The sequence below is a fragment of the Collinsella intestinalis genome (assembly GCF_902364775.2).
Classification (GTDB): Bacteria; Actinomycetota; Coriobacteriia; order Coriobacteriales; family Coriobacteriaceae; genus Collinsella.
In genome coordinates, this window is record NZ_CABJEU020000001.1 from 69685 (window position 1) to 95225 (window position 25541).

Annotated in this window: 22 protein-coding genes; 17 read left to right on the forward strand and 5 right to left on the reverse strand. The window is 61.2% G+C overall.

All coding sequences use genetic code 11. The features are described 5' to 3' along the window. Positions 1–189: 189 nt before the first annotated feature. Together FY258_RS00305 and FY258_RS00310 are read right to left on the reverse strand one after the other, a co-directional pair. Positions 190–885, reverse strand: a complete 696-nt coding sequence (locus FY258_RS00305) for a GntR family transcriptional regulator (protein ID WP_118102347.1) — start codon at positions 883–885, stop codon at positions 190–192. Between the two features lie 8 nt (positions 886–893). After that, positions 894–1631 carry a GntR family transcriptional regulator gene (locus FY258_RS00310; RefSeq protein WP_259324371.1) on the reverse strand — a complete coding sequence of 246 codons (738 nt, stop codon included), beginning with the start codon at positions 1629–1631 and terminating at the stop codon, positions 894–896. Positions 1632–1829: 198 nt separating this feature from the next. Between FY258_RS00310 and FY258_RS00315 the strand changes: the two genes are divergently transcribed. The 10 genes from FY258_RS00315 (at position 1830) to FY258_RS00360 (ending at position 13940) form a co-directional block, all read left to right on the forward strand. Further along, entirely contained in the window at positions 1830–2846 is a 1017-nt protein-coding gene (locus tag FY258_RS00315; protein ID WP_118102349.1) for an SIS domain-containing protein, read from the forward strand. After that, positions 2846–3316: a PTS sugar transporter subunit IIB gene (locus FY258_RS00320; RefSeq protein ID WP_006723459.1), complete on the forward strand. Its 471-nt coding sequence runs from the start codon at positions 2846–2848 to the stop codon at positions 3314–3316. The genes FY258_RS00315 and FY258_RS00320 overlap by 1 nt, the downstream gene beginning before the upstream one ends. A 37-nt stretch (positions 3317–3353) precedes the next feature. After that, positions 3354–4103, forward strand: coding sequence for a PTS mannose/fructose/sorbose/N-acetylgalactosamine transporter subunit IIC (locus FY258_RS00325; RefSeq protein WP_006723458.1), 750 nt, complete (start codon positions 3354–3356; stop codon positions 4101–4103). After that, complete coding sequence (locus tag FY258_RS00330) at positions 4103–4957, forward strand: PTS system mannose/fructose/sorbose family transporter subunit IID (RefSeq protein WP_259324372.1); 855 nt, start codon at positions 4103–4105, stop codon at positions 4955–4957. Before FY258_RS00325 ends, FY258_RS00330 begins: the two co-directional genes overlap by 1 nt. A 1150-nt stretch (positions 4958–6107) precedes the next feature. Next, positions 6108–7505, forward strand: a complete 1398-nt coding sequence (gene dnaB, locus FY258_RS00335) for a replicative DNA helicase (RefSeq protein ID WP_118102350.1) — start codon at positions 6108–6110, stop codon at positions 7503–7505. 129 nt (positions 7506–7634) lie between these two features. Further along, positions 7635–8927, forward strand: coding sequence for an adenylosuccinate synthase (locus FY258_RS00340; protein ID WP_118102351.1), 1293 nt, complete (start codon positions 7635–7637; stop codon positions 8925–8927). Positions 8928–8984: 57 nt separating this feature from the next. Beyond that, a complete protein-coding gene (purD, locus tag FY258_RS00345) occupies positions 8985–10292 on the forward strand; it encodes a phosphoribosylamine--glycine ligase (protein WP_118102352.1) in 1308 nt (435 codons plus the stop codon). A gap of 171 nt (positions 10293–10463) precedes the next feature. Beyond that, positions 10464–11138: an NUDIX domain-containing protein gene (locus FY258_RS00350; RefSeq protein WP_118102353.1), complete on the forward strand. Its 675-nt coding sequence runs from the start codon at positions 10464–10466 to the stop codon at positions 11136–11138. Between the two features lie 144 nt (positions 11139–11282). Continuing rightward, positions 11283–13055 (forward strand): ABC transporter ATP-binding protein, encoded by a 1773-nt coding sequence (locus FY258_RS00355; RefSeq protein ID WP_118102354.1) that lies wholly within the window; start codon positions 11283–11285, stop codon positions 13053–13055. A 21-nt stretch (positions 13056–13076) separates the two neighbouring features. Then, positions 13077–13940 (forward strand): hypothetical protein, encoded by an 864-nt coding sequence (locus tag FY258_RS00360; protein ID WP_259324373.1) that lies wholly within the window; start codon positions 13077–13079, stop codon positions 13938–13940. Positions 13941–14036: 96 nt separating this feature from the next. Here FY258_RS00360 and FY258_RS00365 read toward each other — a convergent pair whose 3' ends face one another. Then, positions 14037–14903: a PfkB family carbohydrate kinase gene (locus FY258_RS00365; RefSeq protein ID WP_118102356.1), complete on the reverse strand. Its 867-nt coding sequence runs from the start codon at positions 14901–14903 to the stop codon at positions 14037–14039. 336 nt (positions 14904–15239) lie between these two features. Between FY258_RS00365 and FY258_RS00370 the strand changes: the two genes are divergently transcribed. Further along, on the forward strand, positions 15240–16934 hold the full coding sequence (locus tag FY258_RS00370; RefSeq protein ID WP_118102357.1) for a phospho-sugar mutase: 1695 nt from the start codon (positions 15240–15242) through the stop codon (positions 16932–16934). A 274-nt stretch (positions 16935–17208) separates the two neighbouring features. On the opposite strand, the gene FY258_RS00375 is transcribed toward FY258_RS00370, so the two are convergent. Both FY258_RS00375 and FY258_RS00380 read right to left on the reverse strand, forming a co-directional pair. Beyond that, positions 17209–18444, reverse strand: coding sequence for a cysteine desulfurase family protein (locus FY258_RS00375; protein ID WP_220396002.1), 1236 nt, complete (start codon positions 18442–18444; stop codon positions 17209–17211). Between the two features lie 18 nt (positions 18445–18462). Then, a complete protein-coding gene (locus FY258_RS00380) occupies positions 18463–18888 on the reverse strand; it encodes a hypothetical protein (RefSeq protein WP_259324374.1) in 426 nt (141 codons plus the stop codon). Between the two features lie 336 nt (positions 18889–19224). On the opposite strand from FY258_RS00380, the gene FY258_RS00385 reads away from it, so the two are divergent. The 6 genes from FY258_RS00385 (at position 19225) to FY258_RS00410 (ending at position 25536) form a co-directional block, all read left to right on the forward strand. Next, positions 19225–20874 (forward strand): amidophosphoribosyltransferase, encoded by a 1650-nt coding sequence (locus FY258_RS00385; protein ID WP_118102358.1) that lies wholly within the window; start codon positions 19225–19227, stop codon positions 20872–20874. Between the two features lie 176 nt (positions 20875–21050). Continuing rightward, complete coding sequence (gene purM / locus FY258_RS00390; RefSeq protein ID WP_118102359.1) at positions 21051–22157, forward strand: phosphoribosylformylglycinamidine cyclo-ligase; 1107 nt, start codon at positions 21051–21053, stop codon at positions 22155–22157. Then, positions 22147–22893 carry a phosphoribosylglycinamide formyltransferase gene (gene purN, locus FY258_RS00395; RefSeq protein WP_118102360.1) on the forward strand — a complete coding sequence of 249 codons (747 nt, stop codon included), beginning with the start codon at positions 22147–22149 and terminating at the stop codon, positions 22891–22893. The genes purM and purN overlap by 11 nt, the downstream gene beginning before the upstream one ends. 333 nt (positions 22894–23226) lie before the next feature. Further along, the gene (locus tag FY258_RS00400; RefSeq protein WP_118102361.1) at positions 23227–24435 is read left to right on the forward strand and encodes a peptidylprolyl isomerase; all 1209 of its coding nucleotides are present in this window, start codon (positions 23227–23229) and stop codon (positions 24433–24435) included. A 21-nt stretch (positions 24436–24456) separates the two neighbouring features. Further along, a complete protein-coding gene (locus FY258_RS00405) occupies positions 24457–24903 on the forward strand; it encodes a GatB/YqeY domain-containing protein (RefSeq protein ID WP_118102362.1) in 447 nt (148 codons plus the stop codon). Between the two features lie 255 nt (positions 24904–25158). Further along, complete coding sequence (locus tag FY258_RS00410; protein ID WP_118102363.1) at positions 25159–25536, forward strand: GntR family transcriptional regulator; 378 nt, start codon at positions 25159–25161, stop codon at positions 25534–25536. Positions 25537–25541 lie beyond the last annotated feature (5 nt).

Sequence of the window (25541 nt, forward strand, 5' to 3'; positions counted from 1 at the left end):
GCTTCGGGCAGACGTTTGGCGCGTCTGAGGGATGCCCTCAGCTCATCGGGTCGTCTGGAAAGCCTTTATTCTTATTTCCGATAAAAGGAAGGGGATTGGCTTGAATTGAGGACGTTGTACAGGTGATTTCAGACTAAAGAGTGATGTTTCTTTAATGGGGGCTATCCCAACTTTTGGTCAATTCACTTGTTATTCCGGTAATGCGGTGGTGGATACGAGCGACACTCTTGTGCCCACGCATATTGAGTATGAGAGTGCGATCTTTCGTTCCCCAAGGTAAATTTTGTTCTGCAAAACGAGCAACGTGTCCGATGCATGCGTTTTGAGTAAATGCGAGATGGACTCACTCGGCCTGTCGAATATGCGAACCTTTTGAGTCTGTGTAAGCTCTCGTGGAACATGGGTCGATTTGAATAGGTCAGAATACAGCATGCACGCATGTGTCGATAGCACGTTTGCGGTGAGCGAGACGATATTGTTGTTGATGCTCTCCAGAAACAAATCCGTTTTTGCCACGTCGCTCTCAATGCCAAGTGACAGGTGGTCAGTTAGCCAGCGCAAATCGACAGGGAGATCTCGGAGCGCTCTGGCGGTATAACATGCGTTTGCAAGTGCCTTGTCTGCGTGAGGAAAGCAGTAAGTTGCTAACGTTCGAATTGCCTTCGGTTGGCAGAGGTACGAACCGCTTCCCTGTTTACTGAAGATAACCCCTTGGTCAACTAGGGCTTGGAGCCCGCTTCGCAGTGATGAGCGGGTGATGCCGAGCTCTTCCGCAAGTGCGCGCTCGGTTGGAAGCCGATCACCCGCTTCTAAATGATGCTCGTCGATGTATTGAAGAACGTATTCCTCTACATCACTTGAGAGCAGATTGAACAATTTGGGCATGCGTGCTCCTAGACGCCCTGGAAGTTAATAGAATATACGCCGTTGTTGATGATGGCGTCGGTGTAGTATCTGCAAAAATCAGGAAGCACCGTGACGTCAGTAAATTCGACAACGCGATCGTTTTGATTGTGGGCGGTAATCTGAATGAGCATAATCGCTGATCCGTCTTCGGTGTCCAGGGCGCGCGCAATGCTCTGGCGCGCGCGAGAGCTTGAAAGCTTCTGATCGATACGTGTAATCGAAACGTGGTTCATACGGAAAGCATCATATAGCGAATAAACCTGGAAATCGACCTGTTCAATGTCGTTGATTAGGGAGGGGAGAGTGAAGGTGTTCTCAACTGAGATGGGCCGAGAGTTGCCGGAGCGCAGGCGAGTGATTTGGAACACCTCAGCATTCTCGTCGATGCCGAAGATGCGGGAAAGCCGGTAGCCGGAGGGCCGAATTTGGGTGCGCAGGATGTTTGAAGAAGGCTCATATCCAGCTCGTTGTAACAGTTCGCTCATGCCTTTGAAGTGGATGGATGCATCATCCACATCGGTGTTCATGACGAAGGTTCCTTTGCCCTGAACGCGTTTAAGCCCCCCGGATGAAACGAGAAGCTCAATGGCGGCGTGGACGGTGGCGCGGTTGACGCCGAACTCATCAGCAAGGATTCGCTCGGAGGGGATGCGTGAACCGCAGGGGTATTCCCCGGAAGCGATTCGGTTTTGGACTTTACGGGCGATTTGGTGGGTAAGTTTCATCGAAGTGCCATTCATCTCGACCACTTGACATTATGAATATACCAAATGCCGAAGGAAAGCGACCGTTCACGGCAGAAGTGGTATTCCAAAACAACTAAGTGGTTGCATTGAGATGTAAATAGGTATATCTATACTACCAAGTGGTTGCAACACGAGACTGTTGGTGCCCATAAGGAAGGGCGAGAGGAAGGAAGAATCATGGTCGGTTACGACGAGGCTGTCTATCGAGAGGTGCTGGGAAAGGCCGTTTCGAATATTGAAGAAATCAACAAGGCAGTGGATGAAATTTGTGATCAGGGATACAAGAATCTTTATCTTATGGGTTCTGGCGGCACGTATTCTATGGCGAGCCCTGTGACCTATCTGCTCAAAACGCACTCCACCATCCCGTGGAATTGGGAGATTGCTGCCGAGCTCATCAAGGCCAAGCCGCTGTCGCTCAATGCCGACTCGGTGGTGATCACTGCATCGCTTTCTGGAACTACTACCGAGACTATTGAGGCCGCACGGTACGCACAGTCTGTAGGTGCAAAGGTTATCGCTCTGGTGGGTGAAGATGGGTGCCCGCTTGCCGAATGCGCTGACTATGTATTTGAGAACCCCAATGCATCGAATGATAACCTCGTTGAGGAAATCTACATTCAGTATTTCGCCATCGCAGCTCGCTTCATGAGGAATAACGGTGAGTTCCCGGAGTACGATGAGTTTGTCTCGGCGCTTCGCAAGATGCCGGAAGTGCTTCAGGCCGTGCGCGAGCAGCAAGATGAGACGGCGCTCGCCTTCGCTACTGCTCATAAGGACACGCCATTTCACATGTGTGTCGGCTCCGGTAACGTTTGGGGCGAGACGTACTGTTTCGCCATGTGCGTGCTCGAGGAGATGCAATGGATCGCAACGAAGTCCATCCATGCTGCAGAGTTCTTCCACGGCACCATTGAGATGACCGATCCGGATATGAGCTTCATGCTTTTTAAGAGCGAGGACGAGACCCGTTCGTTGGTCGATCGTGTGGAGCGCTTTGTGCGCCAGCACACCGATAAGGTGCAGGTTTGGGATACTAAGGCCTTTGAGCTCGATGGCATTGACCCGAAGATTCGCCCGCTCGTCTCGCCGCTCGTTATGTCGGCAATGTTGGAGCGCGTGAGCACCCACTTCTCGATCGTGCGTGACCACGATCTCGATATCCGCCGCTATTATCGGGTGGTTGAGTACTAATGATCAAGCTTCTTCGAGTTGATGAGCGTCTGGTTCACGGTCAGGTCGCGCTCGCGTGGACGAACTCCCTTAACGCCGATTGCATTTTTGTTGTCAACGACGCGGTGCGCAACGATAAGCTCCGCCTCACCACGTTAAAGATGGCTGTGCCTGCGGGCGTGAAGTTTGTTTCGAAAAATGTGGAAGACGCCATTGATGCGCTGAACTCCGGCAAAACCGATAAGTACAAAATGCTCGTTGTGGTGGATAGCGTTGTCGATGCTCTCCGCATTGCAGAAGGGTCGTCGGTTGTTGAGAGCGTGAACTTGGGCAACATGAAGAATCTCGAGGGTAGGCGTCAGCTCACGCCCTCGGTATATGCAAGTGATGAGGAGATTGCGGCGATTAAGGAGCTGCTTGCTCGCGGTGTGGAAGTGGGATGTCAGGCAGTTCCCACCGAAGCGAATGTCCCTGTAGAGACGCTCATCTAGCAATGTACGTAATGTTTTACTGCAAGAGGTGACTTTTATGCTTATCCAAGCTACCCTCGTGGCAATTGTCGCGTTTCTCGCGTCGGTAGACGAGCAGTTGTTCGGCGCCAGTATGATGGCGCGCCCGTTGTTTACCGGCATGCTGGTTGGTGCCATCATGGGTGATGTGGCCACCGGTGTTACAGTGGGTGCTGCCCTTGAAGCAATGTTCATGGGATCGATTATGGTCGGCAGCGCGGTGCCGCCTGAGGTTTACGCATCGAGCACGCTGAGCATCGCGATTGCCATCAATGCGGGCACGGGCGCAGGCTCTGCTGTTGCCCTGGCGCTGCCCCTGTCTGTGTTCCTTCAAATGTGGCGCAACTTCTGCTATGCAGTTCCGGGCAGCTGGGCTGGAGCGCAGATTCAGGCCGCAATTGAGGCCCGCAATCTCAAAAAGGCCAACTTGCTCCACCTGGCAGTGGTGCCGCTTTCTCTCGGCCTTCCCTCCGCGCTTCTTGTGTTTGCTTCGCTCTACTTCGGAGCCGACGGAATAAATTCTGCTCTCAACGCAATTCCGCAGGTCGTGCTAGACGGCTTCAATGTTGCTGCGGGTGTTCTGTCGTGTGTCGGCCTTGCCCTGCTTATCAAGATCATGTCCAACAACAAGATCTTGCCCTATCTGTTCCTAGGGTTCATTGCTGTCGTTTACCTTCAGATGGACGTTATCGGTGTGGCGGTTGCGGGTTTGTGCTTTGCCCTCATCGCGGTCTCTAACATGAAGTTTGATGAAGAGGAGGACTTCTAATGACCGAAGAGTTGACTCGAGCGATGGACCCATCCGCTGAGGAGAAGAAGCCGGCCTGCGGCATGACGCCTGCAGAATATCGCAGCATTTTCTGGCGCTCATTTACGATTCAGGGGTCTTGGTCGTTTGATAAGATGATGGCCTATGGCTTTGCGTACGCGCTGGAAAAGCCGCTTCGCCGCATTTATCCCAATGATGACGATTTCTATGCCGCCCTCGAGCGGCATACCGAGACGTTCAACATCACCCCGCACGTCTCTCCGTTTGTAATGACTCTTGCGGTTGCCATGGAAGAGGAGGCGGCGGCGAATCCCAATTTCGATGTTAAGGCCATAAATAACCTGAAGGTCGGTCTTATGGGGCCCCTCTCGGGTATAGGTGACTCGTTCTTCTGGGGGACCTTTCGGGTAATCGCGGCAGGCATTGGCATCAGCCTTGCCTCAACCGGCAATATTATGGGCAGTCTTTTGTACTTTGCTCTCTACACCGCTATTCACTTCATCACGAAGATTCTTGCTGGCAAGTTCGGCTACAAGCTGGGCGCGCAGTTTTTGGAGAAGTCAGAAGAGGAGCACTTGATGGAGCGTCTGTCGTATGGCGCATCCATTTTGGGCATGACCGTGATTGGCGCTATGATTGCAACCATGGTTTCTTTGTCCACCACGCTTACCTTTACCCTGGGTGGCACCGAGACGGCGCTGCAGTCAATTTTCGACCAGATTTTCCCAGGCCTGCTTCCTCTTGCTGCGACGTTTGTCTGCGTGTGGCTGTTCAATAAGAATGTGAAGACCATTTATATTGTCTTGGGAATTTTCGCGCTGAGCGTTCTCGGTTGCATCGTGGGCATCTTCTAAATTCCGCCCAGGTTTCCCAGTTTAAACGGATGCACCTCTCATGGGTGAATCGCCTCCCATTTTCTGGACATCAGGAAATGGGAGGTTTTCTATGTCCCGTAACCTGAAGGTGAGGTTTAGTTTCGGCTTGCGCAGGGCCGTCGTGCGTTTAGAGGGGGCGGTTCGTCCGGCGGTTCGCTTCTTCTGACTTCGATGAGGTGCTGGGAGGAAGTGGCGTCGTATTTGCGCACAGTTGGAGACATGGGCGGTTGAGCGATGGGGTTACGCTGCAAGACGCTCAAAGATCATCGTTGTTTCCGAGAGTTGGGAATCCGTCGAAAGGCGTTCTTTCGCGCGGCCAGCGGCTGTGGGCACAAGCAGATGGCGCTCTGCCTGTAAACGAAGTGGGCATGGCCACCGAAAGACCATACGGAAAGCCGCGCGCGGTAGAAGGTCCACTGCGCAGCACGTGGCGAGAGGTTCGAATGCGCGTCCGGCGCCCGCGCGGCATATTTGGGCATCAGTGACAGATTAAACCTGAGGTGATGCTGCGAGGAGGATCGGAATCAGTTTCTGCTGGTTGGAGGGGGTGGATTTGCTTGTTCTGGGCTAAAGTGCATTTTATGTTCGAGAAGGGGGCGGCGCGGGGGTTTCGCAGGAAACGTTGGTGGTGGGGTTGGGTGCATGTCGGCAGATATTGAGAAATCCACAGACTGCGATTGCGATAACAGTCGAAAACCCAGATAAGCGAGTTTGTCCGAGCCGAAAGGCAGGTGACTTCAGCTTTGCCCCGAAATTTCCCAGGACATGACGTTCGATCTTTACATAGGCATCTACCTGCGAAAATAACAAACATGCAAGTAAACACTGTATTAAGAAAAAGTAAGCGCTGGACGTTCACTGCAAACCTGCAGGTCACGCCCATCTCTGTGGATAACTCCAATCTCACGAGTCATTCACATTGTTGAAAACGTTGATAACCGTATTGTCCCCAGCTCAAGACGGTGAGTTATCAACAGCTGGAGCGGGTTGGGCCTCTCGTCGATAAAACGGTCTACCTGGGGTCGTGACGCTGGGAACTCGGTCTCAGATGCCCTACCATTGTGTGTCCCAGGACCCGGTGGACGCGCCATGCAGCGCGCGTGTGCCATGAGGCTAGGAAAGGAGTGCGATGAGCGGAGCTGACGATTTTGGGTGGGAGCCCTCTGCCTCGATTGACCGCGGTGCCCTGAAGGGGCTGCCCAACAACATCGATGCCGAGGCAAAGGTTCTATCCGCCATGCTGCTCTCGGGCGAGGTTGTCGAGGAGGCCCTCGTCGAGTTCATGCCCGATGACTTCTACCGCCCGTCACACAAGACGATTTTCGTCGCTATGAGCGCGATGTACGAGAGCTCGATTCCGATCGACTCCATCTCCCTCATCGACTATCTGAACTCCATCGACAAGCTCGAGGCCGTGGGCGGGGAGGCATATGTCCTCGAGCTCATGGGAAACACGCTCGCGCTCGCCAACTGGCAGCATCATGCCGGCATCGTCCGTCGTGACGCCATGCTGCGTGAGATCATCGGGGCGACCAATCAGATCAGCGCTTTGGCCTATGACGCTCCGATCGACACGAAAGAGGTAATCGAGCGCGCCGAGTCCATGCTGCTTTCCGTCACGGCGCGAGAGGTGAAGAGCTCTTATCGCGAACTCGGCGACTTTATGGCCGAGGCGTATCAGGAGGCCGAGGAGGTCGCGCGCGCCGGCGGCGACGTCCATGGTGCGCCCACGGGCTATCCGACGCTCGATCGCATGCTCATGGGCCTGCGCGAGGGCCAGCTTGTCGTTATCGGCGCTCGTCCTGCCGTTGGTAAGACTTCGTTCGCTTTGAACCTGGCCCTCAACGCCGCCGCGGATGGGTACACGGTGGGCTTCTTCTCTCTGGAGATGTCCGGCAAGGAAATCGCGCAGCGCTTCATCTGCGCCCAGGCCATGGTGAATATGTCCAACTTCCGTACGGGCCGCATCTCGCCCGAGGAGTGGGCCAACATTAACGAGGCCATCAACGAGCTGGGGCGTCTGGACATCTTGATCGACGACACCCCAGGTACGACGGTCACCGAGATCCGCGCCAAGGCGCGCCGCATGCTCCACAATAAGGAAAAAGCCGTCATCATCCTCGACTACCTGCAGCTCGTGAACCCGCCTGCGGGTAAGAACTACAACGGCAACCGCGCCGTCGAGGTTTCTGAGATGAGCCGTGGCCTCAAGATCATGGCCAAGGAGCTCGGCGTGCCGGTCATCATGCTCTCCCAGCTGAACCGTTCTCTCGAGGGCCGTACCGGCAAGCGCCCGCAGATGAGCGACCTGCGCGAATCGGGCTCCATCGAGCAGGACGCCGACATCATCATGCTGCTCGACCGCTCGAGCACCGAGGCGGAGGCCGAGCGCGATGACCGACCGGACTTTGGCATCACGCGCGTGATCCTCGCCAAGAACCGTTCGGGCCCGGTTGGCGACGTGGACCTGATGTTCCTGCCCGCCTCGACCAAGTTCTATGAGATTGACGAACACGCGGTTGAGTAATGCGAGGTAGGCGCTTCGCGCCTATAATGTGAGGGCTGGGTCGTTTGACCCCGCGGTCGGACGCTCGTCCGATATGTTCGAAGACCTGTCCGGGTCGATGTGCCCGGGCGATTGAATTGAGGAGTGGCCATGCCGTCAACAGTGTTGGTGGGTACCCAGTGGGGCGACGAGGGCAAGGGCAAAATCTGCGACCTGATCGCACCCGAGTTCGACTGCGTCGTCCGCTACCAGGGCGGTAACAACGCCGGGCATACCATCGTGGTGGGCGATAAGAAGTACGGCCTGCACCAGGTCCCCTCGGGCATCATGTACCCCGACTGCGTGTCGGTGATCGGCAACGGCTGCGTGGTCAATCCCGCTGTCCTGCTCGAGGAGATCGACATGTTCGAGGGCGACGGCATCTCCACCGCCAACCTCAAGGTCTCCGGCAACGCCCATGTGATCATGCCTTACCACGTCGATCTCGACGGCGCGTACGAGGAGCTGCTCGGCAAGAACAACATCGGCACCACCAAGCGCGGCATCGGCCCTTGCTATCAGGACAAGATGGCCCGCATCGGCATCCGCATGCAGGACCTCATGGATGAGGCAACCTTCCGCGAGAAGCTCGAGATCGCCCTCGCCCGCGTGAACCCGCAGCTCGAGCGCATCTTCGATATGCCTGCTTACACCGTGGACCAGATCTGCGAGACCTATCTGCCCATGGCCGAGCGCCTGCGCCCCTATATCTGCGAGACGGGCCTTTTGCTCAACAACCTCGTGGAGGAGGGCAAGGAGATCCTGTTCGAGGGCGCCCAGGCGACACTGCTCGACATCGACCATGGCACCTACCCGTTCGTGACCTCTTCCAACTGCACTGCCGGCGGCGCCGTGACCGGTTCCGGCGTGGGCATGAAGAACATCGATCGTGTGCTGGGCATCATGAAGGCCTACATCACGCGCGTGGGCTCCGGCCCCATGCCGACCGAGCTCGACTATGAGACGAGCGACGAGGGCCGCACCCTCACCGAGGTCGGCCACGAGTACGGCGTGACCACCGGCCGTCGTCGCCGTTGCGGTTGGTTCGACGGCGTGATCGCCCGCTACGCCACCCGCGTGAACGGCCTGACCGACATCGCGCTCACCAAGCTCGACGTGCTTTCCGAGTTCGACACCATCAAGGTGTGCGTCGCCTACGACTGCGACGGCGTGCGCTACACCAGCGTGCCCGAGCACACCGCGGCGTTCGCCCATGCGGTGCCCGTGTACGAGGAGCTGCCCGGCTGGAAGTGCGACATCACTGGGTGCCGCACGTTCGAGGAGCTGCCCCAGGCCGCCCAGGACTACGTGACCTACGTGGAAAACCTGGCGGGCTGCAAGGTGAGCTTCGTGGCCGTGGGCCCTGACCGCGAGCAGACGATCGTTCGCGACTGGAATAAGTAATTCAGCCAAGTCAGCGCGCCGTCCGGTTGGGCGGCGCCTTGCTCTAGAGGAGGACGCATGAGCGCAACCGAGAACACCATCGACATCCTGCTGCTGGGTAGCGGCGGTCGCGAGCACGCCCTGGCTGCCAAGCTCGCCGAGTCCCCGCGCTGCGGCACGCTCTACATCGCCCCGGGCAACGGCGGCACGCTCGAGTTGGGCGAGAACGTCGCCCTCGACGCCGAGGATCCGTCTGCGGTTGCGGATTTTGCCCGTGAGACCGGTTGCGGCCTGGTTGTGATCGGCCCCGAGGCCCCGCTCGTGAAGGGCGTGGCCGACGCCGTGCGCGAGGCCGGTATCGCCTGCTTTGGCCCGGGTGCCGCGGGTGCGCAGCTCGAGGGTTCCAAGCGCTTCTCCAAGGAGCTCATGGCCCGCGCTGGCATTCCCACCGCCGCCTACGGTTCCTTCACCGACGAGGAGTCCGCCCTCGCTTACGTTCGCGAGCAGGGTGCCCCCGTGGTTGTGAAGGCCGATGGCCTGGCCGCCGGCAAGGGCGTTGTGGTGGCCCTTACTCTCGACGAGGCCCTGCAGGCCGTGCACGAGTGCTTTGACGGTGCGTTTGGCGCTGCGGGCAGCACCGTCGTCATCGAGGAGATGCTGACCGGTCCCGAGTGCACGCTGCTCGCCTTCACGGACGGCAAGACCGTCCGTCCCATGGCGACCTCTCAGGACCACAAGCGCGCCCTCGAGGGCGACCTCGGTCCCAACACGGGTGGCATGGGCGTGTACAGCCCCGTGCCGATCGTCACAGACGAGGAGCACGCAGAGATGTGCCGCATCCTGGACGAGACCATCGCCGCCGCCAATCGCGAGGGCATCGATTTCCGCGGCTGCCTGTACGGCGGCTTCATGCTCACGCCTGAGGGCCCCAAGGTCATCGAGTACAACGCCCGCTTTGGCGACCCCGAGACCGAGGTGCTGATGCCTCGCCTCAAGAGCGACCTGGTCGAGGTCATGCTCGCCTGCGCCGAGCAGCGCCTGGACGAGGTCGAGCTCGAGTGGTGCGACGAGTGGGCCGTGTCCGTGGTCCTCACGAGCGCCGGTTACCCGGGTTCGTACGAGAAGGGCAAGGTCATCACCGGTATCGAGGATGCCGCGGCCATGGAGAACGTGACCGTGTACCACGCCGGCACCGCCGTGAACGAGGATGGCGAGCTTGTCACCTCCGGCGGCCGCGTGCTCGACGTGACCGCGCTCGGCGAGACCTTCGAGGCTGCCCGCGACCTGGCGTATGCCGCCTGCGAGAAGATCGCCTTTGAGGGCAAGACCCTTCGCCGCGATATCGGCCTGCGCGCCCTTCGCGGCCGCGACGCTTGGGACGCATAAAACGCGATTGCGCCGCGCCCGCGCAAAGGTTTCACGCGCCGAAGCCGGGGACTGTGCGAATGCTGGTTTAGAGGGTAGGAATGTCGAAAGGCGCTTGGATTTTCCAGCGGGTTTTTTGACGTTCCTACCCCATATTTCAAAGCGCATGTATGCGCGGGCAGGGAGAGAGCCATGGATAACGAGGAATTCGAGGCCGAGGTCATCGAGAACGGGCGACCCGTGGGGGAGGCCGAGGTCATCGAGGGGGAGCAGCCAGTCGAGGAGGCCGAGAAGACGCTCATCTTGGGTGACGACGACCCGCGCGACGCCGGGCTCCACGAGCGCATCATCTCGGAAGAGCAGGCATGGCACGGCAAGTTCCTCGATGTACGCAGCGCGCAGGTCGAGCTGCCGAACGGCCGCGTGACGGGCCGCGACCTGGTGCGCCACCCCGGTGCTGCCGCCGTGGTCGCGCTGACGGAGACGGGCAAGATCGTCCTTGTGCGTCAGTACCGCACCGCGATCGACCGCGTGACCGTGGAAATTCCCGCGGGCAAGCTCGATCCGGGCGAGGATCCGCTCGATTGCGCCAAGCGCGAGCTGCTCGAGGAGACCGGGTTCTCCGCCGGCCGCATCCAGTACCTCACCACCATCGCCACGACTCCCGGTTTTTGCGACGAGGTCATCCATATCTACATGGCAACGGGTCTCACCTTCAGCGGCGCGAATCCCGATGACGATGAGTTCGTGAATGTGGATCTGGTGCCGCTGGCAGAGCTGATTGATGCGGTGCTCGACGGCAAAATCGAGGACGCCAAGACCGTTGTGGGCGCGCTTGCCTGCGATGCGATCTCGCATAGGCTCTAATTCGTCCCGCCGGCCCCGAGAGGGGTCGAGGGTTTGGGCTGGTCCTCGTTCCCGCGGAATCGCCCAAACCCTTGACCCCTCTCGGGGCCTACCTCACATGAGCCGATATGCTCGCAAATGAATTCTGTTGCAGGAAAGATGCCTATGTTCAAACGCTTCATTTCGTATTACGGGCCCGAGAAGGGGCTGTTTATCGCCGACACGGTCTGCGCGTTGACGTATGCGGGGATCGACCTGGCGTTTCCGATTATCCTGCGCGCGCTGACGGGTGGGTTGTTCACCGAGGGCGCGGCGGCCATCATGGACGGTCTTCTGTTCCTGGGGCTCGGGCTCGTGGGACTGTATATCGTCCGTACGGCATGCATTTATTTCGTCTCCGCACAGGGGCACATCATGGGCGCGCGTATGGAGTCGCGCATGCGCGAGGACCTGTTCGACCAGTACGAGCGCTTTAGCTTCGCCTACTTCGACGCCCATAACTCGGGCGACATGATGAGTCGCGTGGTCAACGACCTCTTCGACATCTGCGAGGGCGCGCATCACCTGCCCGAGTGGATTATCATCTGCGGCATCAAGATCATCGGCGCCCTGGCCATCCTCTTCACCATCTCGCCTGAGCTCGCGGGCGCTCTCACGCTGGTCACGGTTGTGTTCGTGGCGCTCATGGTTCGCCAGAACCTGCACATGCGCAGCGTGTTTGCCGATAACCGCGCCAAGATCTCCGAGGTGAATTCGCAGCTTCAGGACTCCCTGGCGGGCATGCGCGTGGTGAAGTCCTTCGCGAACGAGGAGACCGAGCGTGCGAAGTTCCGCGTGGCGAACGACCGATACCTCGATTCGAAGGTCGCGCAGTACAAGGTGATGGGTAGCTATCAGGCGACCAGCGCCGTCATGACGGCGATGCACTACATCACTATCGTGCTCTTCGGCGGGTACCTGGTGGCGCAAGGTCAGATGACGGCCGTCGATATGGCCACGTTCGCCCTGTACATCAGCCTGTTCACCGGGCCCATCGAGACGCTTGTGAACTCAACGGAGATGTTCCAAAAGGCCATTGCGGGATTCCGCCGCATGGACGAGGTGCTTGCCACTGCGCCCGACGTTCAGGACAAGCCCGGCGCACGCGCGCTCGAAGTGACGGAGGGCGCGATCGAGTATCGCGACGTGTGCTTTTCTTACGAGCAGGGCGAGGCGGCCGAGGCGGGTGCCGAGGTGCATCCGGTGATCGACCATATGAACCTCTCCATCAAACCCGGTGAGACGATCGCACTGGTGGGTCCCTCCGGTGGCGGCAAGTCGACGACCTGCGCGCTGCTCCCGCGCTTCTACGATATTGCGAGCGGCTCGATCACCATCGACGGTCAGGATGTGCGCGATGTCACGCAGCACAGCCTGCGCAGCGCGATCGGTCTGGTGCAGCAGGATGTTTACCTGTTCGACGGTACCTTGCGCGACAACATCGCCTACGGCCGTCCGGGGGCTACGAACGCCGAGATCGAAGACGCCGCCCGCAAGGCGAACATCCACGACTTCATCGCGAGCTTGCCCGAAGGCTACGACACCGTGGTGGGCGAGCGCGGCAGCCGCCTGTCCGGTGGACAAAAGCAGCGCGTGGCAATCGCCCGCGTCTTCCTCAAGGATCCGGCGATCTTGATCCTGGACGAGGCCACCTCGGCTCTGGACAACGAGAGCGAGGAGGCGGTGCAGGAATCGCTCGAGCGCCTCGCCGCCGATCGCACCACGATCATCATCGCCCACAGGCTCTCGACCATCAAAAACGCGGATGAGATCGCGACGGTGGAGCGTGGTCGCGTTGTGGAGCGCGGCACCCATGAGGAGCTTCTCGCTCGTGGCGGCACGTATGCTCGGTACTATCGAATGCAGTTCGAAGGCGCGCGAGCGCGTGACGTGAGGTAGGCGATGGGCAAAAAGCACGAAATGACACCGGAAGAGGCGCGCGACCTGTTCGCCGAGCTCGACGCATCGGGCGTGCTCGATCCCGACGATGCCCCCGGGTGCGAACAATCCTCTCGCGGCATCTTTGGCAGTCGCAGGGCGAAGAAGAGGGCGGCGAAGAAAGAGGCGCAGCGCGCTGCGATCGACCCGCTTTCCGATGACGACCCTTCGGGCTCGCAGGTGAGCAAGACCATCTCTCGCACGGCCGTGCTGGTGATCATGGGCGTGTTCGTGTTCGTTCTCGGCATGCAGATCGTCTACGGGGTGAGTCGCCGCCTCAACACCGCCAACCTGTCCGACCGCGCGAACGCCGAGACGGTGTCGCACGCGATGGACTCCGGTGTGGAGTGGGGCAACGGTTTCACGCAGTTCCCGCGCGAGTTCACGGTGAACGAGGCGAGCGAGAAGACGGGGACGATCGAGGTTTCCGTGGTTGATGCCGATTCGCGCAACGAGCTCGAGCTTCTGTCCAACTCGCAGATCCAGGCCTCGGCTTTGGCGACGAACGCCCTGCTCAACGAGAAGATCAATCGAGTGGTCTACAACGTGTACGCCCTTGTGGACGACAGCGGCGCGTTCCAGCACGATAGCCTGTTCGGCTTCTTGCCGGCGCGCGGTGCCCGTCGAGCGATGCTCACCTTCGTGTGGACCAAGACGCAGTCCGCCACGCCGTCCAACATCGATTGGGAGCTCAAGATCATCGGCATGGATGACGATCTGGCCGAGGCGATTCAAAAGCAGGTGAACTCGGTAAGCTCGCTGGCCGAGGACCCGGGCGCCACGCAGGCCGAGATCGACGAAGACCTGCGCTTGCGTGAAGAGGAGGCCGCGCTGTTCTTTGAATAGCCGGGCTGCCGCGCAGATTATGAGAAAGGGCATCGACTCAAGGTCGATGCCCTTTTTACGTTCGGGGAAATGGGAAGGCCGTGCGTCCCGCGTGGCTTACGCCAGCAGTGCGGCAACCTTGCCGAGCGTGGGCTCGAAGGATACGCCGCGCATCTCGAAATCAGGCTGCTCACGGGTGATGCGCATGGCGTCGCGCACGAGTTCGCCGGCAAAATCAACCGCTTCGCGCGTGGTGCGGCCGGTGTAGATCGCGGCGGTGAGGGCGCTGGCGAACAGGTCGCCCGTGCCGTGCAACATGTAGGGGAGCAGCTCGCTGGAGATTTCCTCGACCTGGTCACCTTCGGTGGCGCTGGCGAGATAGTTGCGGATGATGGGCTCATCGCCGTGGACGATGCCCTTGATGACGACCGTCTTGGCGCCCATGTCGAGCAGGGCGCTGGCGTTCTTCTGGACGAATTCGACGGAGACGTCCTGGCCCTCGTAGGGGATGCCGGTGAGGATGGAGGCCTCGGTGAGATTGGGGGTGAGCACGTCGGCGCCGTCGACGAGGGCCGCCATGGCCTCGCACAGCTCGTCGGTGTAGGTGGGATACTTCACACCGCCGTCGCCCATGACGGGGTCGACGATGCGGAGGGCGCTCGGGTATTCGCGATAGAGGCGCTGGATGACGGCGACCTGTTCGGCCGAACCGAGGAAGCCGGAATAGACGCCGTCGAGATCGACGTTCTCCTCACGCCAAGCGTCGAGGTAAGCCTCGAGCATGCAAGTGGTGTCGTGCATGTGGAAGACGGGGAATTTGGTGTGGGCGCTGAAGAGGGCCGTGGGGACGGGGCAGACGTCCACGCCGGCGGCGCTGAGGACGGGGATTGCCACGCCGAGGGAGCATTTGCCGTAGCCGCACATGTCGTGGACGGCCGCGACGCGCGGGATGTACGCGCCTTCGCGCTGATAAAGCTTGGTCATGATTCGGTTTCCTTTCCGCGGACTTATGGACCAGCGTACGGGTACAGGGTAGCACTGGTTGCGGCGTGTGCGATTGCGCAATTGGGGACAGACACAAATTGTGCCTGTGTGCGGGCGTGGGGCCGCTGGCGGTGCTGGACGCCGGCGGATCGATGGGCGAAGTGTTGCAATTGGTGCCTGTTCCCAATTGAGACTTTCTGACCCCTCGCCGAATAATCCTGAGTTGAGACGGGAATTTGGTCGCGAAGGCCGCTCGAGGGCGTATTATGCAGGTGCGGGGCGCTCGTGCGCTGGCGGCGCTCCCGCACCGTAACCAACATCGGGAAGGGTTTCACCATGGCAGATGTGCACGAGCTTCTCTCCGTCTGGATCGAGAATGTGAAAGATGAGGAGCTCCTTGCGGAGCTCAAGGCCATGAAGGAGGCGGGCGACGAGGAGGCGATCACCGACGCGTTCTTCCAGGAGCTCGCGTTCGGCACCGCCGGTCTGCGCGGTACGCTCGGCGCCGGTACCAACCGCATGAACATCTACACCGTCGGTCGCGCTACGCAGGGCTTCGCCGATTACCTGGTGAAGAACTTCGAGAACCCCACCGTGGCCATCGCGCGCGACAGCCGCAACAACGGCGAGCTGTTCGTCAAGACCACTGCGGCGATCCTGGCTGCCAACGGCGTGACTTCGTACGTGTATCCCAAGATCTCCCCCGTGCCTACGCTCTCGTGGGCCACGCGCTACCTCGAGTGCTCCGGCGGTATCTGCATGACCGCGAGCCACAATCCGGCTGCTTATAACGGCTACAAGGCATACGGCCCGGATGGCTGCCAGATCACGAGCGAGGCGGCCGATGCCATCTCCGCGGCCATGAACGCCTGCGACCCGTTCCACGACGTCAAGACCATGGATTTCGATGAGGCTGTGGAGCAGGGCCTGGTCAAGTGGATCGGCGACGAGGTCCTCGACGCCTATTACGACGCCGTGGCCGATAAGTCGGTGAACAACCTCACCGACGAGCAGATCGCCAACGCTCCGCTCAAGCTCGTCTACACCCCGCTCAACGGCACCGGTTTGATCCCGGTCACCACCGTCCTCAACAAGGTGGGCGTGACCGACATCACCGTGGTTCCCGAGCAGCGCGACCCGGATGGCGACTTCCCGACCTGCCCGTATCCCAACCCCGAGATCCGCGAGGCCATGCAGAAGGGCATCGACCTGTGCCAGGAGGTCAAGCCCGACCTGCTGCTCGCGACCGACCCGGATGCCGACCGCGTGGGCGTTGCCTGCGCCGACGGCGACGATTACACGCTGCTGACCGGTAACGAGATGGGCGTTCTGCTGCTCGACTACATCTGCAAGATGCGCGCCGAGCGCGGGGAGGACCTGTCCAACAAGGTTGCCGTCACCACCATCGTGTCCTCCGCCATGGTGGATGCCCTGGCCGAGGAGTACGGGTTCGAGCTGCGTCGCTGCCTCACGGGCTTCAAGTACATCGGCGATATCATCACCGGTCTGTCCGACGCCGGCGAGGTCGACCGCTTCATCTTTGGCTTTGAGGAGAGCTACGGCTACCTCTCCGGCGACCATGTGCGCGACAAGGACGCCGTCAACGCCTCCATGCTCATCTGCCAGATGGCTCAGTACTACAAGCTGCAGGGCAAGAACCTGGTCCAGGCCATGCGCGCCCTGTACGAGAAGCACGGCTTCTATCACAACAAGACCGTCTCGCTGAGCTACCCCGGCGCCGATGGTGCCGCCAAGATGGCCGGCATCATGGCCGGCCTGCGCGCCGAGGCCCCTGCCGAGATCGCCGGCGCCAAGGTCGAGGCCGTGGTGGATTACGCCACATGCGTGAACGGTCTGCCCAAGGCCGACGTTATCGAGTTCGATCTTGAGGGTGGGAACAAGGCCATCGTGCGTCCTTCCGGCACCGAGCCCAAGATCAAGCTGTACATCTTTGCCAAGGGCGAGGACGCGGCTGCCGCCGATGCGCTCATCGACGCCATCGAGGAGGATGGCCGCAAGCTGCTGTCCTAGCGTTCCAGCCTCAATTTAGGGACTGTCCCTAAATTGAGGTCCACGGAGCAAGGCAGCCGTGTGTAATTGGGGACGGGTGCGTTTTGCGCATCCGCCGGGACTGAAGCCGGGTCGTCTGCATCTGCGGGCGACCCGCTTTTTTGTGCGAAAAACGGGCGTGTTCTCCCCGTGTGCCAGGAGGGGTCGAACGGCGGAAGAATCGCTTGAAAAGGCGCACATGGCCTTATGCAAGCGTCGATTTATGGCATGGCGTCGCCTGATGGCGCGGAGGCTCCTACTGCATTCCGCTGATGAGGCGCGCCTTGCGGATGCAAGTGGGAACGCGCTCGCTGAGCAGGGCGATATCTTCGGCGGTGACGTTGCTTGCAAGGGAAAGGCGCAGGGCGCCGCGTGCCGTTGGGGCGGGGATGCCCATGGCGGTGAGGACGTGCGATGGTTCGGTGGAGCCGGTTGAGCAGGCCGAGCCCGTGGCGGCCGCAACGCCTGCTCGGTCAAGCAAGACCACAAGCAGTTCGCCGTCGACGTCGTCGCACGTGAAGGATGCAATTGAAGGAAGGCGGTCGTCGAGGCCCGCGGGGATGGGCGCGCCGGTGAGCCGGATGCCGTCGACGTGCTCCACGAGATGGCCGATGAGCGCGTCGCGCAAGGTGGAAATGCGTGTCATGTCGGCCGTGAGGTGCTCGCACGCCTCCTCGAGTGCCGCTGCCATGCCAACGATGCCGGCGAGGTTCTCGGTGCCCGCCCGCTCACCGCGCTCCTGGGCGCCGCCGGCGATGAGCGGCGGGATGGAAAAGCCTTCGCGCAGGTATAGGGCGCCAATGCCGCGCGGCCCATGAAACTTGTGGCCGGAGAGCGAGAGCGCGTCGACGTCGAGTTCGCGCACATCGACGGGGATGTGGCCCACGGCCTGCACCGCGTCGGTGTGGAAGGGCGCGCCGTGCGCGTGGGCGATGGCGGCGAGCTTGCGAACGGGTTCGATGGTACCGACCTCGTTGTTGGCGAGCATGATTGAAACGAGTGCCGCAGGGGCGTTCGTGCCGGCTCCCGCCTCGCGTGCGTCATGCTCTGCAAGTGCGCGTTCAAGCTCGGAGGGGTGAACGCGGCCTTGCGCGTCGACCGACAGATATGTGACGCGAACGCCTTCGGCCTCAAGGTCCTGGCAGCAGTGCAGGATGGCGTGGTGCTCGATTGCGCTGGTCACGATGTGGGGGACGGCGCGGTCGCCATATGCGTCGCGGAAACGGCGTGCGGCTCCGCGCAGGATCCAGTTGTCGGATTCCGAGCCGCCGCTGGTGAAGTAAATCTCGTCGGCATGCTCGGCGCCAAGGAGGCGGGCCATGGTGCCACGCGCCTCCCCGAGCGCGACGGCAGCTTCGCGCGCCATGCGGTGGATTCCGCTCGGGTTGCCGAACGAGTGGGTGAGATAGGGCGTCATGGCCTCGAGCGCGCGAGGCGAGAGCGGCGTGGTGGCCGCGTTGTCGGCATAGATGTAGGGCATGATGTCGGTCATGGGCGATGGTCGAATCTCTTAGCGCAGGACGAAGAACCAGAACAGGGCGAGGGCGATTGCGGCAACGATCATGATTCCGAGGGCGATCTTGATTCGCCTACGTTGACGGTCCTGGCGGGAAGTGAAGATGGCGCGTCCTTTTTTGGGCGTTGAGATGTAGTTGCGCCTCGGGGAAATATTGCCGCCACCTTCGTGCGTGCGGACCTGCAGCGTTGGGCTGGTGACCGGGATGCGCGAGGGCGATTGGCTCGAGGGGATGCCGTTTTGGGCGGAGCCCCCGCTGCCGTACGAAACCTTGCGCACGGGGACGCGCGCCTTGCGGTCCGATGCGGGTGCGTTGGGGTTATCCACGGGCGGCAGGTAGGTCGGGTCGCTCGTGGCGACCCCCATGTGCTTGCGCGTCCCTCCGATGACGGGGCGCGGCTGGGATGTCTGCTCGTCCATGAACACCTCGTTGAATAGCGGGTTCGATAACGCAATTGTATGGTCAACGTCTGCCTTGTGTGCACGGCTTTGCGCCGAAAGCGCGCCCTCTTCACCACTCCGCCATGCCCAGCCAAGCCTCGATTTGGGGAGAGGCCCTATTTGAAGTTGCTCGCGGCGGCACGGTGCGCTGGGGCCTCAATTTGGGGACTGTCTCTGAATTGAGGTCTCCGAGTTGAGACCGGGGTGCGTTTCATTGCAAAGCCGTGTCGATTCAGCGTGTGCATTTGGTACGCACGTTGCGCGCGTATAATTTCCACCGTATGGCCGTGCATGGCAACCAAGAGGGGAACTCGCATGTCTTTTGACGCCGATCTGTCCGAATTCACCGCGTTCGATTCCGACACCGACCACCCGCATGACGAGTGCGGCGTGTTCGGCGTTTGGGCGCCCGATCGCGACGTCGCTCGCCTGACCTACTTCGGCCTGCGCGCGCTGCAGCATCGTGGCCAGGAGTCTGCCGGCATCGCCGTGGGCGACGGCGGCACGGTCATGGTCCGCAAGGACCTCGGCCTGGTGAGCCGTGTGTTCTCCAACGCCGACATCAACGCCCTGCAGGGCCAGCTGGCCGTCGGCCATGTGCGTTACGGCACCGCCGGCGCCAAGAGCTGGGAGGAGTCCCAGCCCCACCTTTCCACCATCGGCGAGGTCATCGTGGCCCTCGCGCACAACGGCACCCTGGTGAACACCGATGAGCTGCGCCGCCAGCTGATCGAGCTCGGCGTGCCCTTCAACTCGAACTCCGATTCCGAGGTCGCCGTCAAGCTCATCGGCTACTTCACCCAGGAGACGCATCATCTGCGCGAGGGCATTCGCAAGACGATGGAGCTCATCCGCGGTGGTTACGCCATGGCACTCATCAACGAGGAGGCGCTGTACGCCTTCCGCGATCCGCACGGCGTCCGTCCGCTCGTGCTCGGCCGCTTGACCAACGACGAGGGCGTGGCCGCCGCCGACGCCGCCGCGGCAGCTTCCGCCATGCCCAGCGACGCCGCCTCCGCCGAGGACCTCGTGGGCGACGCGGTCGTGGCCTCCACCGCCGGTTGGGTCGTTGCCTCCGAAACCTGCGCGCTCGACATCATCGGCGCCGAGTATGTGCGCGATATCCGCCCCGGCGAGATCCTGCGCATCAGCGCCGAGGGCCTCGTGTCCGAGCAGGGCGTGCCCGCCGCCGAGAAGAGCGCGCACTGCATCTTCGAGCAGGTCTACTTCGCTCGTCCCGACTCCATCGTGGACGGCAAGTCCATCTACGCCTGCCGTTACGACATGGGCCGCAAGCTGGCACTCGAGTGCCCGGTCGAGGCCGACATGGTCATCGGCACGCCCGACTCCGGTCTGCCTTCGGCCGAGGGTTACGCCTTTGAGAGCGGTATCCCCTACGGTACCGGCCTCATCAAGAACCGCTATGTGGCCCGTACCTTCATCGAGCCCACGCAGGAGCTGCGCGCCATGGGCGTGCGCCTCAAGCTCAACCCGCTCAAGGATGTGATCGAGGGCAAGCGCATCGTGGTCGTGGACGACTCCATCGTGCGCGGCACCACCATGGTCCAGCTCGTGCGAATGCTGCGTCAGGCCGGCGCCAAGGAGATTCACATCCGCATCAACTGCCCGGAGGATATCTGGCCGTGCTTCTACGGCGTGGACACCGGCGAGCAGAGCCAGCTCATTTCTGCGACCAAATCCGTCGAGGAGGTTTGCGAGTTCATCGGCGCCGACACGCTCGCGTTCCTGTCCGTGGATGCGCTGCTCGAGTGCGTTCCCAAGGGCGGCTACTGCACCGCGTGCTTCACCGGCGAGTACCCGGTTGCGATTCCGGAGAGCTTCGGCCGCGAGAAGTTCATCGAGGGCTATGTGCCGCGCAACCTCAGCAAACCCGAGCCCATCACCGGTCACTGCGTTGCCGACAAGGCCGAGGACCGTAGCTGGGAAGAGGCTCACGGCGAGTAGCCGCGTTCCAACATGCGATTTGTCTGCCCTCGGCGCTTCGGCGCCGGGGGCGTTTTTCGTGCCGGGGTGGCGGGGCGGCGCTGCGCCGGCGTCTCAATTTGTACCTGCCCCCAAATGAGACGTTGGCCCTGCTATCATGCTGTACTAGGAATTCCCTGGGTCGAAAGGAACCTCACATGGCCGAGAGCAAGCACGTAACGTACGAGGACGCCGGCGTCGATACCGCCGAGGGTGGCCGCGCGGTCGACGCGATCAAGCAGATGGTCAAGGAGACCAACCGCCCCGAGGTCATCGGCGGCATCGGTGGCTTCGGTGGCCTGTTCTCCGCCGCCGCGCTCAAAGACATGGAGGACCCGATCCTCATCTCCGGAACTGACGGCGTGGGCACCAAGCTCGTGCTCGCTCAGATTCTCGACCGCCACGAGACGGTCGGCCAGGATCTCGTTGCCATGTGCGTGAACGACATCCTCGCCTCCGGCGCCGAGCCGCTGTTCTTCCTCGATTACGTTGCCATCGGCCATATCGAGGCCGAGCACATGGCCAAGATCGTCAAGGGCGTGGCCGACGGCTGCAAGCTCGCGGGCTGTGCGCTCGTGGGCGGCGAGATGGCCGAGCATCCCGGCGTCATGCGTCCGGACGACTACGATCTGGCCGGCTTCACCGTGGGTGTTGTCGATCGCCCCAAGATGATCGACCCCGCCAACGTGCGTGAGGGCGACGTCATCATCGGTCTGCCTTCCACCGGCGTCCACTCCAACGGCTACTCGCTGGTCCGCAAGGTCATCGGTGTCGACGGCATCGTTCCAGGCACCCCCGAGGCCGAGGCCAAGAAGGCCGAGCTCGAGTCCATCGAGCTCACGCCTGGTCTGTCCCTGGCCGACGGCCTGCTTGCCCCGACCCGCATCTACGTGAAGCCCATCCTCGAGCTGCTCCGCGGCGAGGCTGGCAAGCACGTTCACGCCATTGCCCACATCACCGGTGGCGGCATCACCGAGAATCTCAACCGCGCCCTGCCCGCGAATGTCGACGCACTTGTGGAGCGCGATGGCTCCAAGATGGGTTGGGATGTTCCCGCCGTCATTACCTATGTGTCCGAGAATGCCGAGCTCACGCCCAACGAGGCCTGCAAGACCTTCAACATGGGTGTCGGCCTGATGCTGATCGTTTCCGCCGAGGACGAGTCCGCCGTGACCGAGGCCCTCGTCGCCATGGGCGAGAAGCCGTTCCGCGTGGGCACCTGCATCGCGGGCTCCGGCGAGGTGAAGTACACCGATGAGCAGTAAGGACGAGCAGTCCCTGGACGCCGCCGTGGCAGAGGTCGCGGCGGCTGCCCGTGTTTCCGGCATGCCCGATATCAACGAGCTGCAGGACGTCCGCGCAGCCCTTGCTCGCGAGGACCGCGCACCGCTGCCCATCGGCGTGTTGCTCTCTGGTTCCGGCACCAACCTGCAGGCGCTCATCGACGCCATCGACGCCGGTACGCTCAATGCCGAGATCAAGCTCGTTGTGGGTAGCCGTCCCTCTGCCTTTGGCCTTAAGCGCGCCGAGGCGGCGGGCATCCAGACGCTCACGTTGTCCAAGGAGATCTACGCCGATCCGATCCAGGCGGATGAGGTCATTGCCCATGAGCTGCTTGCGGCAGGCTGCGAGTATGTGGTTATGGCCGGTTACATGCGCATGGTTCATGCTCCGCTGCTCGCCACGTTCCCCAATCGCGTGATCAATATCCATCCCGCGCTGCTGCCGAGCTTCCAAGGTGCCCATGGCATCCAGGATGCGTTCGACCGCGGCGTCAAGGTGACCGGCGTGACCGTGCATATCGCCAACGCGGTGTACGACATGGGGCCGATCATCGCCCAGCGCGCCCTCGTGGTCGAGGAGGATTGGGATGTGGACACGCTCGAGGAGCACATCCACGCCATCGAGCACGTACTGTATCCGGAGGTCATGCAGATGCTGGCCGACGGGCGTGTGCATGTGCGCGAGAACCTCACGGTCGAGGTGCGTTCGCTCGCGTAGCGGGCCGAGCACAATGCGTTTCGCATTGCGCCTTGCAGCTCGTTTCGCTGCGCCGCCGCTCCGGCAAGTAGCATCGTCTAGCGAGAGGTCGCCCGCGTGCCCTTGGGGTGCGCGGGCGCTTCTTGTCGAGGCAATCGATGATGGACGCCGGGGCCATGGTTCGTTCATGGCCTCGGCGTCCTCGCATGAAACAGGCGTGTTCGAACGGCACTCATATGCCAAAAACCGACTCGATGCAGAGGCGCCTGGCGATGCGGTGTGAGACAATACAACGATATGCGTGTACAAGAGCCGCTCCGCGCGGCCCGTCACAAGTGAAGGAAGGCCCTCGTTATGGCAGTGAATAGGAAGAGCGCCAAAATCAAGCGCGAGAAGCCCGAGTCCGAGGCGGCTCCCACAAAGCGCCAGGTGAAGGAGGCGCGCAAGGAGAAGCTCTCTAAAACCGCCAAGATCGTGCTCGTGGTCATCGGCATCCTCGCCATGCTCCTGTCTGTGACCGCCATGGCGTGCTCCGGCGTGCTCAACGAGGTCAACAAGGAAGAGCCCTACGAGCTCACCGGCGGTGTGGCCGCCACGGTGAACGGCGTCAACATCAAGGAGGACACCGTTACCAACCAGATCATGAGCCTGCGCAAGGGCTCCTACGACAAGGACGCCGATTGGGCCGCCTATCTCGCGAGCCAGGGCCTTACGCCCGAGTCATATCGCGAGAACGTCATCGACGGTATCGCCCGCCAGTACCTGCTGGTCGAGGCCGAGAAGGAGTACGGGATCACCGTCTCCCAGGAGGACCTCGACAAAGCCTGGAAGGACGCCGTGAAGAACTACGGCGGCGACGAGAAGGCCTTCGTCGAGATGATCGAGCAGGTTGGTTTTACCAAGGATACGTACCTGGAGAACATCAAGAGCTCCTTGGCCCAGCAGAAGCTCAAGGACGAGGTCGCGCCCGCCGAGAAGCCCTCGGACGAGGAGGTCGTTACCTACCTCAACGAGAACCTCTCCACCTACAACGGCGCCCGCCGTTCCTCGCACATCCTGTTCAAGCTCGCCGAGGACGCTACCGATGAGGAGCGCGCAAAGGTCGAGGCCGAGGCCCAGAAGGTGCTCGACCAGATCAACGCGGGCGAGCTTGAGTTCGCCAAGGCCGCAAAGAAGTACTCTGAGGATTCTTCCGCCGACAAGGGTGGCGATGTGGGTTGGGACAAGCTCACCACGTTTGTGCCCGAGTATCAGGACGCCCTTTCCAAGCTCGGCGTCGACCAGGTCAGCGGGCTGGTGAAGACCACCTATGGCTACCACATCATCAAGTGCACGGAGCTGTTCGAGGTCCAGACCGTGACCTCTCTCGACGAGGTGCCCGAGGGCATTCGCACATATGTTTCCGACATGCTCGAGTCCCAGGCGGTGGCCACGGCCTATGGCGAGTGGCTGACCGACTACACCGAGAAGGCCGAGATCAAGATCAACCCCATGCCCGAGAACGTGCCCTACAACGTGGACATGAAGAAGGCATCTGAGAAGAAGGACGATTCCGCCAAGTAGGCGGATGCGAGGAGGCATCCCATGACGTACGAAGAGCTGCATGCCGAGATGGTCGCCGCCATGAAGGCAAAGGACAAGGTCCGCCTGGGCGTTGCGCGCCTGGTGCTGGGTGAGCTGAAGAACGCCGCCTCCCGCGGCGGCGCGCACGAGATCACCGAGGAAGAGGTGACCGCCCAGATCAAGCGCACGCTCAAGCAGACGAGCGAGACGCTCGAGATGTCCGAGAAGGCCGGCAACAACGCCGAGCGTACCGAGAATCTGCGCGAGCAGGTGGCGGTGCTCGAGAGCCTGCTTCCGCAGCAGGTTTCCGGCGATGAGCTCGTGGCGCTGGTCGAGAAGACGATCGCCGAGCTGGGTGCCACGTCCAAGAAGGACATGGGTCGCGTGATGGGTGCTCTCACTGCCGCGACGAACGGCAACTTCGATAAGCCCGCCGCCGCCAAGGAGGTTGGCTTGCGTCTGTCTTAGTGTGCAATTGGGGACGGGTGCAAATTACACATAGCAGTGCGGGTTGCGCACGGCGTTGCCTGGGAGGGCGGCAAGACGGGTGTCTTGCCGCCCTCTCTCATTGAGGCCTGAAATATCTTGCACTGTGTATAAGTGTGTATATACTGTACCTATCGAGTATACACAGTATGCTCGGTCTGGTCGCGCCATGACGTCTGGGGCGACCTTGGCGCCGCGGGGACGCCCAAGGCGCAAACGGGAAAGGGATAGTGATTCGTGGAAATCATCATTTCGAATTCGAGCAACCAGCCCATTTACGAGCAGATCGTCCGACAGGTCAAGAGTCAGATCATGGCTGGCGACCTGTCGGCGGGCGAGCAGCTCCCCTCGATTCGCGCGCTTGCGAACAGCCTGCGCGTGAGCGCCATCACCACCAAGCGCGCCTACGCGGACTTGGAGGCGCAAGGCTTTATCGAGACGGTGCAGGGCAAGGGAAGTTTCGTCGCCGACGCCAACGCCGAGATGCTGCGCGAGGAACGCCTGCGCGAGATTGAAGAGCGCATGCTTCAGGCCATCGAAGCTGGTAGGGCGCTCGATTTGGGCGATGAGGAGCTCATTGAGATGATGAGGACCCTTTTGGAGAGTGACGACTAGCAATG